Source organism: Variovorax sp. Soil_C_19 (assembly GCF_057657255.1).
Genome location: NZ_JBDGIV010000020.1, coordinates 35,799 through 51,235, shown reverse-complemented (window position 1 = coordinate 51,235; position 15,437 = coordinate 35,799). Strand labels below are relative to the sequence as shown.

The 15,437-nt window shown below is 69.9% G+C and carries 12 protein-coding genes; 5 read left to right on the top strand and 7 right to left on the bottom strand.

Annotated features, from left to right (window positions below; translation table 11 throughout):
• Window positions 1–3: 3 nt before the first annotated feature.
• The 3 genes from AC3A6R_RS25120 to gshB are packed head-to-tail and all read left to right on the top strand — an operon-like array spanning window position 4 to window position 4,802.
• Complete coding sequence (locus AC3A6R_RS25120; protein WP_487865924.1) at window positions 4–2,520, top strand: branched-chain amino acid ABC transporter ATP-binding protein/permease; 2,517 nt, start codon at window positions 4–6, stop codon at window positions 2,518–2,520.
• 54 nt (window positions 2,521–2,574) lie between these two features.
• Complete coding sequence (locus AC3A6R_RS25115) at window positions 2,575–3,843, top strand: benzoate/H(+) symporter BenE family transporter (protein ID WP_487861270.1); 1,269 nt, start codon at window positions 2,575–2,577, stop codon at window positions 3,841–3,843.
• Entirely contained in the window at window positions 3,843–4,802 is a 960-nt protein-coding gene (gene gshB / locus AC3A6R_RS25110) for a glutathione synthase (RefSeq protein WP_487865923.1), read from the top strand. Before AC3A6R_RS25115 ends, gshB begins: the two co-directional genes overlap by 1 nt.
• 26 nt (window positions 4,803–4,828) lie before the next feature.
• Here the strand turns inward: gshB and AC3A6R_RS25105 are convergent, their stop codons facing one another.
• The 3 genes from AC3A6R_RS25105 to AC3A6R_RS25095 all read right to left on the bottom strand — a co-directional run bounded on the left by AC3A6R_RS25105 (window position 4,829) and on the right by AC3A6R_RS25095 (window position 9,204).
• On the bottom strand, window positions 4,829–6,109 hold the full coding sequence (locus tag AC3A6R_RS25105; RefSeq protein WP_487865922.1) for a PepSY-associated TM helix domain-containing protein: 1,281 nt from the start codon (window positions 6,107–6,109) through the stop codon (window positions 4,829–4,831).
• Window positions 6,109–8,331 (bottom strand): TonB-dependent receptor, encoded by a 2,223-nt coding sequence (locus tag AC3A6R_RS25100; protein WP_487865921.1) that lies wholly within the window; start codon window positions 8,329–8,331, stop codon window positions 6,109–6,111. The genes AC3A6R_RS25105 and AC3A6R_RS25100 overlap by 1 nt, the downstream gene beginning before the upstream one ends.
• Window positions 8,332–8,436: 105 nt before the next feature.
• Window positions 8,437–9,204, bottom strand: a complete 768-nt coding sequence (locus AC3A6R_RS25095) for a class II glutamine amidotransferase (RefSeq protein WP_487861274.1) — start codon at window positions 9,202–9,204, stop codon at window positions 8,437–8,439.
• 123 nt (window positions 9,205–9,327) lie between these two features.
• On the opposite strand from AC3A6R_RS25095, the gene AC3A6R_RS25090 reads away from it, so the two are divergent.
• A complete protein-coding gene (locus tag AC3A6R_RS25090) occupies window positions 9,328–9,789 on the top strand; it encodes a MerR family DNA-binding protein (protein ID WP_487865920.1) in 462 nt (153 codons plus the stop codon).
• Here the strand turns inward: AC3A6R_RS25090 and AC3A6R_RS25085 are convergent.
• Both AC3A6R_RS25085 and AC3A6R_RS25080 read right to left on the bottom strand, forming a co-directional pair.
• Entirely contained in the window at window positions 9,761–10,903 is a 1,143-nt protein-coding gene (locus AC3A6R_RS25085; RefSeq protein ID WP_487861276.1) for an ABC transporter substrate-binding protein, read from the bottom strand. The two genes, AC3A6R_RS25090 and AC3A6R_RS25085, sit on opposite strands and share 29 nt — an antisense overlap.
• Before the next feature lie 72 nt (window positions 10,904–10,975).
• Window positions 10,976–12,475: an MFS transporter gene (locus AC3A6R_RS25080; protein ID WP_487861277.1), complete on the bottom strand. Its 1,500-nt coding sequence runs from the start codon at window positions 12,473–12,475 to the stop codon at window positions 10,976–10,978.
• Window positions 12,476–12,614: 139 nt separating this feature from the next.
• Here AC3A6R_RS25080 and AC3A6R_RS25075 point away from each other — a divergent pair, with 139 nt between their 5' ends.
• Window positions 12,615–13,925, top strand: coding sequence for a zinc-binding metallopeptidase family protein (locus tag AC3A6R_RS25075; protein ID WP_487865919.1), 1,311 nt, complete (start codon window positions 12,615–12,617; stop codon window positions 13,923–13,925).
• Here AC3A6R_RS25075 and AC3A6R_RS25070 read toward each other — a convergent pair.
• Together AC3A6R_RS25070 and AC3A6R_RS25065 are read right to left on the bottom strand one after the other, a co-directional pair.
• On the bottom strand, window positions 13,916–14,152 hold the full coding sequence (locus AC3A6R_RS25070) for a cysteine-rich CWC family protein (RefSeq protein WP_487865918.1): 237 nt from the start codon (window positions 14,150–14,152) through the stop codon (window positions 13,916–13,918). The genes AC3A6R_RS25075 and AC3A6R_RS25070 overlap by 10 nt on opposite strands.
• The gene (locus AC3A6R_RS25065; RefSeq protein ID WP_487865917.1) at window positions 14,152–15,408 is read right to left on the bottom strand and encodes a 6-phosphofructokinase; all 1,257 of its coding nucleotides are present in this window, start codon (window positions 15,406–15,408) and stop codon (window positions 14,152–14,154) included. Before AC3A6R_RS25065 ends, AC3A6R_RS25070 begins: the two co-directional genes overlap by 1 nt.
• Window positions 15,409–15,437: the final 29 nt, after the last annotated feature.

The following is a 15,437-nucleotide window of genomic DNA, read 5'->3' as shown; positions in this document are numbered from 1 at the left end:
GCCATGGACTCACGCACGCGCTGGCCTTCGCTCGCCGGTTTGGTGGCGCTGATGACCGCGGGCGTGGCGCTCGCGGCCACCGTCAACGGCTACTACGTCTTCGTGCTCGCCAATGTCGCGCTGTTCGCGATCGTCGGCGTCGGCCTCAATGTGCTGCTCGGGCTCACGGGGCAGATGTCGTTCGGCCATGTGGGCTTCTATGCCATTGGCGCCTACGCGGTCGCCATCCTCACGGGCAAGGCCGGCTGGAGCTTCTGGGCCGCCTGGCCGGCGGGCGCGCTGCTCGCCGGCGCCATGGGTGCGCTGCTCGCGCTGCCGGCGCTGCGCGCCCGGGGCCCTTACCTCGCGATGATCACCATCGCCTTCGGCTTCATCGTCGAGCATGCGATCGTCGAGGCGCGCGACCTCACGGGCGGCCAGAACGGCATCATGGGCATCGCGGCCCCGGTGCTCGGGTCCCTCGCGCAGGGCGAGCGTGCGGCGGCAATGCTCGCGGTGCTCACGGCCGGTGTGGCGCTCGCGGGCTTTGCGATGCTCTCGCGCGGCGGCTGGGGCGCGGCGATGCGCGCGGTGCGCGACAGCGACACCGCGGCCGAGTCCATCGGCCTCGATCCGCTGCGCATCAAGACCGTGGCATTCGCAATCTCGGCGTTCTGCGCGGGCGCGGCAGGCGGGCTGTTCGCGCCGCTCTCGGGCTTCGTCACGCCGCACACCTTCGGCTTCGGGCAGTCGATCCTGTTCGTGCTGGTGGTGATGATCGGCGGCGCCGGTTCCGTGGCGGGGCCGCTGGTCGGCGCGCTGGTGGTGGGCCTGCTGCCGGAACTGCTCTCGCAATTCGAGGAGTATCGGCTCTTGATCTTCGGCCTGCTGCTGCTGGTGGTGCTGTGGGCCGCGCCCGAGGGTGCGGCCGGGCTCTGGCGGCGCGTTGCAGCGCGCTTCGGTGCGCGGCGCGCCGAGGCGCCCGTGGCGGCCGAGTCCGATGCAGGCCAGCTGCCGCCACGCGCAGCCGGCGCGCCGATCCGCACCGAGGGCCTCACGATGCAGTTCGGCGGCGTGCGCGCCGTGGGCGACCTGGACTTTGCCACGCAGCCCGGCGGCATCACGAGCCTGATCGGGCCCAACGGCGCGGGCAAGACGACCGTGCTCAACATGCTGAGCGGCTTCTACCGCCCCACGGGTGGCGGATTCCGCCTCGGCGACGTGCCGCTGCAGGGGCGGCGCGCGTTCCGCATCGCGCGCGCCGGGGTGGCGCGCACCTATCAGACCTCGCAGCTCTTCGGCAGCCTCAGCGTGGAAGACAACGTGGCGCTCGCGCTCGGCCGCGGCACGCTCGGGCCGCTGCTCGGCGCGCGGCGCTTCCGCTCGGCTTCTGCACGCGCCGAGGCGCGGCGGCTGCTCGCCTTCTGCGGCTGCGCGGGCACGGCGCAGCGGCGCGCGTCCGATCTCGCGCACGTCGAGCGCCGGCTGGTCGAGATCGCGCGTGCGCTGGCGACCGCGCCGCAGGTGCTGCTGCTCGACGAGCCCGCGGCCGGCCTCTCGCGCGAGGACAAGGCGCGGCTGGCCGAACTGCTGCAGCGCATCGCGGCGGCGGGCATCGGCGTGCTGCTGGTCGAGCACGACATGGAACTCGTCATGGGCATTTCCGACCACATCGTGGTGCTCGATGCCGGCCAACGGCTCGCGGTCGGCGACGTGGCCGCCGTGCAGGCCGATCCCGCGGTGCGCAAGGCTTATCTCGGCGAAGCGCTGGTGGAGAACGACGAAACACCGGCGGCCGCGCGTGCGCCGCGCAAGCCGCTTTCGGCCGATGCGCCCGAGCTGCTCGGCGTCGGCGGCCTCATCGCGGGCTACGGCGCCGAACCGGTGCTGCACGGCATCGACCTGCGCGTGCGGCGCGGCGAGCTGGTCGCGCTGCTCGGCGCGAACGGCGCGGGCAAGTCGACGCTGATGCGTTCGCTCGCAGGCCTGCACCGGCCGGTGCAGGGCGGCATCCACCTCGACGGCACCGAGCTGGCCGGCCTCGCGGCCGAGCGCATCGTGGCGCGCGGGCTGGTGCTGGTGCCCGAGGGCCGGCAGGTGTTTCCCGAGCTCAGCGTGCGCGACAACATCCGCCTCGGCGCGTTTCTCGACGGCCGCGACATCGATGCGCGCACCGAGGCCATGCTCGGGCGCTTTCCGCGGCTGCGTGAGCGGCTGCACCAGCGTGCGGGCCTGCTCTCGGGCGGCGAGCAGCAGATGCTGGCCATCGCGCGCGGGCTGATGTCGAAGCCGCGCGTGCTGCTGCTCGACGAGCCCTCGCTCGGCCTCGCGCCGAAGATCATCGCCGAGCTGTTCGAGGCGCTCGACACGCTGCGCGCCGAGGGCCTGACCGTGGTGCTGGTCGACCAGATGGCCGCGCTCGCGCTGGCGCTGTGCGACCGCGCCTATGTGATCGAGGGCGGCCGCATCGTGGCCGAAGGCAGCGCCGCTGAGATCGCGGCCGACGGCGCGCTGGCGCGGGCCTACCTGGGCGCGGGCTGAAGGCACGGTCTGCCGCCGCGAGCGGTGGCGCCGGCCAGCCGGCACAATCGCGCGATGTCGTTTTTCAAGGATCTGAGCCTCTCGGCCTTCACCGCGGGCTTCGTCGCGGTGCTCGTGGGTTTCACGAGCTCGGTGGCCATCGTGTTCCAGGCTGCGCAGGCCTTCGGTGCCACGCCGGAGATCGCCGCCTCGTGGATGTGGGCGCTCGGCATCGGCATGGGCCTGGCCTCGGCGCTGCCCTCGCTCTGGTGGAAGAAGCCGGTGATGATCGCCTGGAGCACGCCGGGCGCGGCCGTGCTCGCGGTGGCAGGCGCGGGCTACAGCATGAACGAGGCGGTCGGCGCCTTCATCGTCTGCGCGGTGCTGATGGTGCTGGCGGGCGCCACCGGCTGGTTCGAGCGCGTGATGAACCGCATTCCAATGGCCATCGCCTCCGCGCTGCTCGCGGGCGTGCTTACGCGCTTCGGCCTCGCGGCCTTCACGGCTGCGCAGACGGCGCTGCCGCTGGTGCTGCTGATGCTCGGCACCTATCTGCTGGCCCGGCGCATGCTGCCGCGCTATGCGGTGCCGCTGACGCTGCTGGTGGCGATCGCCTTCGCCGCCGCGCGCGGCGAGCTGGCCTGGTCGGCGGTGCAGTTCTCGCTCACCTGGCCGGTGTTCACGATGCCGGCCTTCACCTGGCAGGCGATCGTCAGCCTGGCGCTGCCGCTGTTCGTCGTCACCATGGCCTCGCAGAACCTGCCCGGCGTGGCGGCCATCCGCGCCGCCGGCTATGGCGAGCTGCCGGTCAGCAAGCTCATCACCATCGGCGGCGTTGCCACGCTGGTGCTCGCGCCCTTCGGCGCCTTCGCGCTGAACCTGAGCGCGATCACCGCCGCCATCTGCATGGGCCGCGAGGCGCATGAGGACCCGGCGCGGCGCTATACGGCGGCCGTGAGCTGCGGCGCCCTCTACGTGGTGATCGGGCTGTTCGGCGCGGCGGTCACCGGGCTGCTGACCGCCTTTCCCAAGGAGCTGGTCGCGGCCATCGCCGGCCTGGCGCTGCTGGGCACCATCGGCAGCGGGCTCGCGGCCGCGGTGCGCGACGAATCGCACCGCGAAGCGGCGCTGATCACCTTCCTGGTCACGCTCTCGGGCGTCACGCTGGCGGGCATCGGCTCGGCCTTCTGGGGCGTGGTGGCCGGTGCGCTGGCGCTCGCCGTGCAGGAGCTGGGCCGCCGGGCCGCAAAGGCCTCCGCCGGCAAGGACATCGCCGCTTCCGGCAACATGGCGCCGGACAGCAGCAACATGGCGCCGCCACCGGGCGGCCGAAAGACTCCCTGATGAACAAGAACATCCTCTTCGTCGCCGACCCGCTCGACCACTTCAAGATCTACAAGGACACCACGTTCTCGATGATGCGCGAGGCGCAGCGCCGCGGCTGGCGCATCGCGGCCTGCCTGCCGCAGGACCTGCAGTGGGTGTCGGGCGGCAAGGTGACGGCCACGGTGCAGCAGATCACGCTGACCGGTGATCCCGGGGACTGGTGGAAGGTCGACATCGTCGAATCGAAGGCGCTGGCCGATTTCGACGCGGTGCTGATGCGCAAGGACCCGCCGTTCGACGCCGAGTACATCTACGCGACCCACTTGCTCGAGCAGGCCGAGCGCGAGGGCGCGCGCGTGGTCAACAAGCCGCGGGCGCTGCGCGATCATCCCGAGAAACTCGCGATCATGGAGTTTCCGCAGTTCACCACACCCACGCTGGTCACGCGCAGCGCACAGGCGGTGCGCGACTTCCATGCCGAACATGGCGACATCATCCTGAAGCCGCTTGACGGCATGGGCGGCATGGGCATCTTCCGCGTGAAGCAGGACGCGCTGAACCTCGGCTCCATCGTCGAGACGCTCAACAAGGGCGGTGCCGAAACCATCATGGTGCAGCGCTTCGTGCCCGAGATCGTGCAGGGCGACAAGCGCATCCTGATCATCGCCGGCGAGCCCGCGCCTTTCGTGCTGGCGCGCATTCCGCAGGGCACCGAGGTGCGCGGCAACCTCGCGGCCGGCGGCAAGGGCGTGGCCGAGCCGCTCACGCCGCGCAACCGCGAGATCGCAGAAGCCGTGGGCCGCGCCCTCGCGCCGCGCGGGCTGCTCCTGATCGGGCTCGACGTGATCGGCGATTCGATCACCGAGATCAACGTGACCAGCCCGACCTGCTTCCAGGAGATCACGGAGCAGACGGGCTTCGATGTGCCGAAGATGTTCATCGATGCGCTCGAGACGCACCTGACCGCCGCACGCTGAGCCGCTGAGTTCTTCCGCGTCCGCCTTCAGCGCGGCGCGAAGGCGGCCCCGGCCTGCATGTCCGTCTCGCGCTGGCGCCTGGCCTGCACCAGCCTCGCGCGCCGCTTGCGCCACCAGATCACGATCCCCGTGACCGACAGGCCCGCCACCGCCAGCCCCATCAGCGACATCAGGATGCGCCCCGGCATGCCAAGGATGCGGCCGCCGTGCAGCGGCAGCTGCAGCTGCGCGAACACGTCGGCGGCGGTGCCGTGCCAGGGCCGGTTGTGGCTGATCACGTGGCCGTCGCGGCCGTCGAGGTAGAGGTTCGACAGGCCCATGCCGTCGCTGTCGTCGTGCGAGGCGTGGTCGAAGAAAGACACGTTGTAGAAGCCGCCGCGCTGGTTGTAGAACACGCCGCCGAGCGGCGCGGTCCAGCCGCGCCGGCGCGCTTCGGCCTCGGCATCGGCGACGATCTGGCGAAAGCCGATCGTGGGCTCGATGCGCACGCCCAGCGGCGCCAGCGGCACCAGGGATGACGGTCCGGGCGTGGTCTTCGATACCAGCGACAGCATCGGGTGGAAGATCTCCTTGTAGAGATTCAGCGAGAACGAGGTGAAGGCGATGATGATGATCAGCACCCACATCCAGAGCCCGCCCGCGCGGTGCAGGTCGAAGTTGAGCTTGTAACCGCCCGCCGCCCAGCGCACCGCCCAGGCCGGCTTCCAGCGCTGCCACCATTCGCCTGCCGCGCGGTGCGACGGATGCACGGCCTGGCGCTGGCGCCGGGGCGTTGTGAGGTAAAGCGCCACGAAGCTGTCGAGCAGCCACACCAGCGCCACCGTGCCCATGATCCAGTGGCCGAGCCGGTCGGTGCCCCAGACGGCCGGCACATGCAGCGTGTAGTGCAGCTTGCGCAGGAAGGGCATGAGCGTCTCGGGACTGAGCGAGATCGCGGTCGAGTCGCGCCTGCCGCGGATCTCGGCCGTCACCGGATCGACGTACACGCGGTTGTAGTCGAGCGGGTAGGGCTTCCCCGTGGCGGAGTCGGTGCGCGGCTGCACGAAGTAGCCGGCCGCGTGGCCTTCCTCGAAGCCGAGCGGAAGGTACGCGACGCGCACGCGCGGATCGTGCGCCTCGACCGCGGCCGCGAGGTCGAACGGGTCCTTGAACGGGCCGCGCGCGGTGGTGTCGTAGAGCTTGCGGTTGAGCCAGCCATCGATCTCGTGGTCCCACGAGATCACGGCGCCCGTCAGGCCCGAGACGATGAGGAAGAGCGCGACCGCGAGTCCCGCGAAGCGGTGCACTGCGGTCCAGAACGTGCGCATCAGAAGTCGATGGTGCCGCTGACGGCGAAGGTGCGCGGCGCGCCGAGCACCAGGTAGTTGGAGCCTTGCGTGCCGCCCACCGATGCCCAGTACGACTTGTTGAACAGGTTGTCGATGCGCGCGCGCAGCGTGAGCAGGCGCCCGTTGCCGAGATCGACCAGGTAGCGCGCACCGACGTCGAAGCGGGTCCAGCCCGGGATCTGCTGCGTGTTGGCGGCGTTGGCGTACTGCTTGGAGGTGTAGAGCAGGCGCGCATTCAGCGACAGGCTGCGCACGCCCGGCACGTCCCATTCGGCGCCGATGTTGGCCTGCTGCTTGGCCACGCCGATGGCGGTGCGGCCGTCGGTGGCGCCGCCTTGCGTGTTTTTCTGCTTGGCATCGATCAGTGTCAGGCCGCCAAGCAGGCGCAGGCCCTTGGCCGGCTGGCCGAACACCGAGAACTCGAGGCCCTGGTTGCGCTGCTTGCCGTAGAGGCCGTAGGTCTGGCCCTCGTATTGGTAGGTCGGCTGGTCGGTGGTGAAGAATGCCGCGCTCGCGCCGAGCGTGCCGCCGTCGTACTTGATGCCGATTTCCTTCTGCTTGGCCTGGTACGGCGCGAACACCTCGCCAGCGTTGGTGACCGGCCGGCTGTTCACCGTGCCGGGCGCCACGTTGCCCTTGACGAGGCCTTCGATGTAGTTGGCGTAGGCCGACACCGTCGGCGTGATCTTGAACACGACGCCGGCCACGGGCGTGGTCTTGCTCTTGTCGTAGGCGCTCGTTTCCTTGATCGTGTTGTAGGCGAAGCTGGTCTGCTTGATGGTCTGGCGGCGCGCGCCGAGCGTGACCAGCAGGCGGTCGTCCATGAAGGACATGGTGTCGGCGACCGCAATGCTCGAGGTCTCGATCTGGTCCGTCAGGCGCGGGTCTTCGAGCGTGTTGCCGGTGAAGCTGTTCGCCAGCGGATACGGCGACGCGTACGGCATGTAGATGTTGTTGTAGAGCCTGTCGCGCGAGATCGTGTAGGCGTTGTCGCGATCGTTGCTGTACGTGGCGGCCGATGCCACCACGGTGTGTTTGACGGGGCCGGTGGCGAAGGTGCCGCGCACGCCGATCTCGGCGGTGCCGATGCGGTCCTTGCGGGTATTGCTGAAGCGCGTGCCGCTGGTGTTGCCGAACGCGTCGGCGAGCGTCGGGTTGGCCAGGATGTTGTCTTCGTCGCTGCGGCGCACGCCGCCCGCGGCCCAGGCCGTGATGCTGTCGGTAATGTCGACTTCGCCGCGGAAGGTGGCGAACCTGTCCTTTTCCTTCGAGTGACTCCAGGGCTGAGCGAAGTTGATCTTGGCGTCGGGCGCTCGCGGGATCGGCAGCGTCGAGGACGGCGTGAGGCTCGGGCGGCCGTCCTGCAGTGTGTAGTCCTGGAAGCCGAAGTCGGCCGACAAGCGCACGTTGCGGTTGCGCCAGTCGAGGCCGACGCCGAAGGCGCTCAGTTGCTGGCTTTCCTTGAACACGCCGGTGCCGCCCTCGCGGCGCACGGCGTTCACGCGCACGCCCAGGCTGTCTTCGGGGCCGAAGCGGCGCGCCAGGTCGAGGTTCACGTAACCCTGGCCGCCGGTCTGCACGCCGAAGCCGACGCGTGTGAGCGGCTCGTTGGGCGCGCGCTTGGGCAGCAGGTTGATGGCGCCGCCGATGCCGCTGCCGCCCGGTGCGGCACCGTTCAGGAAGGTGTTGGCACCGCGGAACACTTCCACGCGCTCGAAGAACTCGGAGGCGATGTACTGGCGCGGCAGCATGCCGTAGAGGCCGTTGTACGCCACGTCGTCCGAGTACACGGGAAAGCCGCGCACCACGTAGAGCTCCTGGAAGTTGCCGAAGCCGCGCGCCACGCGCACCGACGGGTCGTTCTGCAGCACGTCGGCCACGCTCTTCGCCTGCTGGTCCTGGATCAGCTCCGCGGTGTAGCTGGTGCTCGAGAACGGCGTCGCCATCATGTCCTGGTTGCCCAGGATGCCCACGCGGCCGCCGCGCGCCACCTGGCCGCCGGCAAAGGGCTTGGTCAGGCCTTCGGCCGACGCATCGGCGCTGGCCTCGACCGTGACGGTGGCCAGGGTCCCGGGCGTACCGGCAGCGGGTTCAGGCGTTGCCGCGGTCTGGGCCGAAGCCGCGAGGGCATGCAGCACGAGCAGCGTCGCGGTGGCGGTCGGGCGCAGGCTGGCGCGCAGGAAGCGGGAGGAAGAAGGCATGGAATGGTTTCGGGAGAGCGCTAATGAGAACCATTATTGTTATTCCATTGAACCGGTTTGCCGAGACTTTCTCGTGCTGTTGCAAAAATGTGTCAGTAAAACGTTTCAATTGCGGAGGCGCTGCCCGTCGACGAACACATGCAGCTCGCCCGGCGCGAACGGTGTCCAGTCTTCGTTGTTCGTGAGCGGCGCGGTTACCACCACCGCCACGCGGTCGGTCGGCGTCGTGTGCTGCGCGAAGTCGATCTCGAGGTCTTCGTCGGCGAGCTGCGCGGTCACGAACGGATGGCGCCGCTCCACGTACCACAGGTGGGTCGAGGCATGGGCCCAAAGCGCCTGTCCGTTCGAGAGCATGAAGTTGAAGGTGCCGTGCCGCGCGAGTTGCGGCGCGAGCTCGCGCAGCGTGAGCGTGAGTTCCTCGACGCTCGGCACGCCCGCATGCGACTTGGCCAGTTCCTGCATCAGCCAGCAGAAGGCATGCTCGCTGTCGGTGCTGCCCACGGGATGGAAGTTGCCATGCAGCCGCGGCCGGAAATCCTTCAGATCGCCGTTGTGCGCGAACACCCAGTAGCGGCCCCAGAGCTCTCGCACGAACGGATGGCAGTTCTGCAGGTTGACCGCGCCCTGCGTCGCCTTGCGGATGTGGGCAATGACGTTGCGGCTCTGGATCGGGTAGCGCCGTATCAGCTCGGCCACGGGCGATTCGCAGGCCGGCAGGTGGTCGACGAAATGGCGCAGCCCGCGGTCCTCGAAGAAGGCGATGCCCCAGCCGTCGGCGTGGTGGTCGGTGCGCCCGCCGCGCTGCGCGAAACCCGTGAAGCTGAAGGTCACGTCGGTCGGCGTGTTGCAGTTCATCCCTAGCAATTGGCACATGGGGGCGATTAGACCGCGATTCGCCCGGGCGACGCCGCGCCGGCACGAAGCAATGTCCCTTCTGTTGACCTTCCGATGGTGTGAAGCCCAAGACTGCGGTCATCCGTTTGAAAGGAGTTCTGCATGGACCACCCATTGGCGCATGGCGCCGCCACCACAGGCCTGACACGCGCGCAGCTCGCCGCGCGCTCGGGCGCGTCGGACCGCCTGATGCGCGACTGCGAAGCGCTGGGGCTGCTCGACGAGGCGGCGCGCGCGGTTCCGCTGCTGCGTTTCGTGCGCAGGGCGCAGGCGCTCGGCTTCGAGACCCCCGATGTCGTGGAATTGCTCGCGCTCTGGCGCGACGAGCGCCGCGCGAGCGTCGATGTGAAGCGCGTTGCCCTCGCGCGCGCAGAGGCCCTGGGCGAGCGCATCGAGGAGCTCGCGCAGATGAAGCGCTTGCTCGAGCGGTTGGCCCATTGCTGCGGCGGCGACCGGCGCCCGGACTGCCCGATCCTCGACGAACTCGCGGAGCTCAAGGGCTTTGCCGGTTGCGCCGCGGCTACGGCGCTGGCCGTCAGCGCAGAAAGCGGCCCTCCTTCGTGACCCGCACCATTTCGATGAAGCGCGAACCGGTGTTGCTCGCCCCCGTGAAGTCGATCTCCATGCCCGCGATGCGCAGCTTCATCGCTTTCAGCGCGGCATGCAGCCTGGCGCGCGTGAGGTCGCGGCCGGCGCGCCGCAGCGCCTCGATCGCCACCAGCGCGTTGACGTAGCCTTCGTAGCTCAGGTAGCCGACGTCGACCTTGGCGCGCTCGGCGAGCTGGCGGTAGTCGCGCGCCACCGTGTCGACCTCGCTCCACGGATAGGGCACCACCTGCGAGATCGCGAGCCCGCTGGCCTTGTTGCCGACCAGCCTGGCCGTCAGGTCGCCCGGAACGATCGACATGCCGTAGAACATCAGGCGTCCGCCCGCGTCCCAGGCGCTCTTCATCACCTCGCCGCCGATGGCGCCGCCCAGGTACATGATCACCGCCTGCGCCTTGCTCTCGGCCAGCGCCTTCCCCATGGCCGCGTTGGTCGAGCCGTCGCCCTTGACGGCCACCGCCGCCACCGGCTTGAGCTGATGCGTCGCCAAGGCCGCTTCCACCAGCCGCGCGACCTCGGCCCCGCCGGGGTTGTCGAGGCAGGCCGAGGCGATGCGCGTCACGCCGATGGTGGTCAGGTGCTGCACCAGCGCCTGCGCCTCGCGCGCGAAGGTGGCGCGCACGAAGTAGCCCGAACCGGACACCTTCTCGCGCGCCGAATCGGACACCGCATAGCCCGCGATCATCGGCGCGCCGCTTTGCGACAGCACGCGCGCGGCCGCGGCCGTGGTGCCCGAGCCGACGCAGCCGAAGAAGGCGAAGGCGCGGTGCTCCGAAAGCAGCTTTTCGTAGTTGGCGACCGCCTTCTCGGGCGAGAGCTCGTCGTCGAGCGACACCAGTCGCAACTTGCGCCCTGCGATGCCGCCCTGCGCATTGGCCGCGTCGAAGGCCAGGCCTGCACCGGCCATCACCACCTTGATCGGCGCGCCCAGCGGGCCGCTGAGGATGCCGGTGTGGCCGAGCACGATCTCTGAGTCGGTGACGCCATCGGCTGCCCACGCGCTGCCGACGCGGCCGAACCCGGCCACGGCCGCTGCGGCCGACGCGGCGGCAATGAAACTTCTGCGATGCATGGAACCCCGTCTTCGAATTTGATACAACTGATAACAATTGAAATCGAAATCCGGTCTGATGACGGCCGGGGTTTACCCGCTCTTGCGCGCGTCGCTTGCGGCGCCCTCACGCAGTTGCCAGGCCGCGCAAATGGCCAGCGCGCACAGCCCGGCCAGCATCGCGAACACCTCGTCGAAGGCCGCGAGCCGCGCCGCGCTGGTGGCGGTATTGGCGAGCGAATCGCCATGCGCGGCGAGCCGCCACTCGAGCACGATGGCGCACAGGCTCACGCCGGCCGCGCCGCCCAGCATGCGCAGGAAGTTGATCGCGCTCGCGCCTTGCGGGATCAGCGGCTTCGCGAGCGGGCGCATCGAGCCGAGGTTGAGCGACGGCAGGATGAAGCCGAGCCCGATGCGCCCGATGATCGCGAAGATCACCAGCAGCCACAGCGCGCTGTCGAGCCGCAGCACCAGCATCAGCGCGAACGAGGCCGCCAGCAGCGCCAGGCCCACGCTCACGAGCAGCCAGGTCGGTTGCCGGTCGGCCAGCCGGCCCACGCCGGCGATGGTCAGCGCCAGCACGAAGCCCGCGGGCAGCAGGATGGCGCCCACGTGCGAGGCCGACAGCTGCAGCCCGACCTGCATGTACACCGGCAGCAGGTAGGTCGAGCCGAACAGCGCGGTGCCATAGATGAAGGCGACCACGCTGCCCATGGCGAACTGGCGGTAGCGGAACAGTTCGAGGTTCATCAGCGGCGTGCCGCCCGAGGCGGCGAACCGGCGCTGCCACCAGACGAAGGCCGCGAACGAAGCAGCCGCGCCCGCGAGCAGCAGCAAGGCCTGCAGCGGCGAGTCGCCGCGCAGTTCGACCAGGCCGTTGAGCAGGCACAGCGTGCCCAGCGTGCCGAGCGTCAGCCCGCGCCAGTCGAGCCCGCTGCCGCGCGTGGCGGCCACCCCGCCGGGCCCGGTGGTGGGCACGAACTTGTAGGCCAGCCAGAGCGAGGCCAGGCAGAACGGCACCACCATGAAGAAGATCGAGCGCCAGCCGAACAGGTCGACCAGCACGCCGCCGATGCTCGGGCCGATGGCCGGTGCGAGCACCACGCCCATGCCGAAGATGCCGCTGGCGCGGCCCTGCTCGTGGGGCTCGAAGGCGCGCAGGATGATGATCGCCGGGATCGGTTGCACCACGCCGGCCGCCAGTCCCTCGGCCACGCGCGCGAGCAGCACCAGCGAGAAGTCGTTCGCCACGCCGCCTGCGATGCCGCCCGCGAGCAGCAGCACCATCGTGCCCGCGTAGGTGCGCCGGTAGCCGTAGCGCGCGAGCAGCCAGGGCGTGGTCAGCATCGACACGGTCATCGCCACCATGAAACCCGAGCTCACCCATTGCGCGCGCTCCTGGCCCAGCGCGAAATGGTGGCTCATGCCGGGGATCGCCACGTTGACGATGGTCGACGACATGATCGATGCCATCACGCCGACCATCACCGTCAGCAGCAGGTACCAGCGGTAGCGCGGGCCGTAGCGCTCGCGCAGCGTGCCGAGGGAGGGTGGGGCGGTGGTTTGTTGTTCTGGCGTGGGCGGCGTGGTCATGGGCGCTGGCAGCGCGGCGTGTGCCGCCGGTGCGGGTCCGTCGTCCTACAAGCATATCGGTCTTTGCATGGCCGGCCTGACGCCTGCGCGCCGCACAATGCATTGGCCGTCGTGGCGCGCACCCTCAGATCGATTCCCCATGGACCTTCACGCCGACATTCCCGCCGACGCCTCCGCGCCTGCGGCGGCACCGCCGAGCCTGGCCTCCGAGCTGGCCGCGCCGACGGTCAGCCGCGCCTACCGCTGTCAATGCGGCCGGCCCGTGTTCCTGCGCAACAGTCAGTGCCTGGCCTGCCAGACGCCGCTCGGCTATGTGACGGACCGGCTCGGCGTGATGCCGCTGGCGCTGGTGGCACCCGCTTCGGCGGGCGATGGCGGCGGCAACAAGGACCCAGCGCCCGACACCTTCACCGTGTTCGGCGACCCGGACGGCAAGACCTACCGCCGCTGCGCCAACTTCATGACGCCCGCGAGCTGCAACTGGATGGTGCCGATGCTGCGCGAGGGTGAGGAGGCCGACGCCGACGCGGTCGGGCTCGCGCCGGGCTACTGCCTGTCGTGCAGCGTCACGCGCACCATTCCGGACCTGACCATCGAGGCCAATGGCGAACGCTGGCGCCGGCTCGAGCATGCCAAGCGCCGGCTCATCTCGCAGTTGCTGGCGCTCGGGCTGCCGGTGGTGAGCCGACATGCCGACCCCGCGCACGGCCTGGTGTTCGACTTTCTCGGCGACGTGCCGGGCGGCCCGCGCGTGATGACGGGCCACGAGCACGGCGTCATCACGCTGAACGCCGAGGAAGCCGAGGACGCCGTGCGCGAGCGCATCCGTGCCGAGATGCACGAGCCCTACCGCACGCTGTTGGGCCACTTCCGCCACGAGGTCGGCCACTACTACTGGGACCTGCTGGTGCAGCCCACGCCCTGGCTCGAGCCGTTCCGCGCGCTCTTCGGCGACGAGCGCGCCGACTACGCGGCCGCGCTGCAGCAGCATTACGACCAGGGGCCGCCGCCCGACTGGCCCGACCGTTTCGTGAGCAGCTACGCGAGCATGCATCCGTGGGAGGACTGGGCCGAGACCTGGGCCCATTACCTGCACATGGCCGACACCACCGACACCGCGATGAGCTTCGGGATCGACGCCACCAACGTCGAGCTCGCGAGCGACCTGTTCACGCTCGACGATCTCTGGCAGCCCCAGCATCCCGATGCCGAACGATTTCTCGAATTCCTGAACGGCTGGGTGCTGCTCACCAACGTGCTCAACGAACTCTCGCGCAGCATGGGGCAGCCCGACGGCTATCCCTTCGTGCTGCCGCGCGTCGCGGTGGGCAAGCTGCAGTTCATCCACTGCGTGATCACCGAGCAGCGCCAGCACGCGGCAGCGCCGGTGGCGCCGCAGGGTGTGCCCGCGCCCGATCCGGCGCCGCCGCCGGAACCGGTTCAGTCCTGAGCGGGCGCTTCGGCGGGCAGGCCTGCGGCGCAGCGCGCGCAGAGGCAGGCCTTGCCGCGCAGTTCCGGTGGCAGCCGCGAGAGCGGCGCGCGGCCGAAGTCGGCCGCCATGCACCAGCAGGGCGGCTGCGGCTCCCCCGTTTCGCGCGCTGCTTCCATGGCGCAGCCGTTGCGCGTGCCGCACAGCGGGCAGCGCGTGGCGTCGATCGTGGCGGCCGTGGCGTGCATCAGGCGAGCGCGAACGCGGGCAGCTTCTTCGGCACGGCCGCGTTCTGCAGCGTGACGTACACAGGCAGGCCGTTGCGGTAGGCGGGGTAGTCCTCGCCTTCGATGAGCGGCAGCAGGTAGCGCCGGCATTTCTCGGTGATGCCGTAGCCGTCGCCCGTGATGAAGTCGCGCGGCATCGGCTTCTCGACGTTCGCCACCTGCTCGAGCGGCGCGTTGCCGATGCGGTAGGCGTACGGCACATCGGACGTGCGCTCGATCGTGGGCATCACCGCGTTGTGTCCCTCGAGCGCGAGCTCGACCGCGCGCTGCCCGAGTTCGTAGGCCTGTCGCACGTCGGTGGCCGAGGCGATGTGCCGCGCGGCGCGCTGCAGGTAGTCGGCCACGGCCCAGTGGAACTTGTGGCCCAGCGCGTCTTTCACCATCTGCGCCACCACCGGCGCCGCGCCGCCGAGCTGCGCATGGCCGAAGGCGTCGCGCGATCCCTGCTCGGCCAGGAACGTGCCGTCGGGATGGTGGCAGCCCTCGGACACCACCACCGAGCAGTAGCCATGCTGCTTCACCAGTTCGTCCACGCGCGCGAGAAAACGGGCCTGGTCGAATGCGATCTCGGGAAACAGCACCACCACCGGAATCCCGTGGTCGGCGGCCAGGCCGCCTGCCGCGGCGATCCAGCCCGCATGGCGGCCCATCACCTCGAGCACGAACACCTTGGTCGACGTGGCCGCCATCGAGCGTACGTCGAACGAGGCCTCCAGCGTGGACACCGCCACGTACTTGGCGACCGAGCCGAAGCCCGGGCAGCAGTCGGTCAGCGGCAGGTCGTTGTCGATGGTCTTGGGCACATGGATGGCCTGCAGCGGATAGCCGAGCGACTGCGAGAGCTGGCTCACCTTGAAGCAGGTGTCGGCCGAATCGCCGCCGCCGTTGTAGAAGAAGTAGCCGATGCCGTGCGCCTTGAACACCTCGATGAGCCGCTCGTACTCGCGCCGGTTCTTCTCGAGCGACTTGAGCTTGTAGCGGCACGAGCCGAACGCGCCGGCCGGCGTGGTGCGCAGCGCCGCAATCGCCTCGGTCGGCTCGGCGCCGGTGTCGATCAGGTCTTCGGTCAGCGCGCCGATGATGCCGTTGCGCCCGGCGTAGACGGCACCGATGCGGTCGGGGTGCTTGCGCGCGGTCTCGATCACGCCGCAGGCCGACGCGTTGATGACCGAGGTGACGCCGCCCGACTGGGCGTAGAAGGCATTGAGGATGGGCATGCGGGCATTGTCCTGCAGCCTTTTGCGCG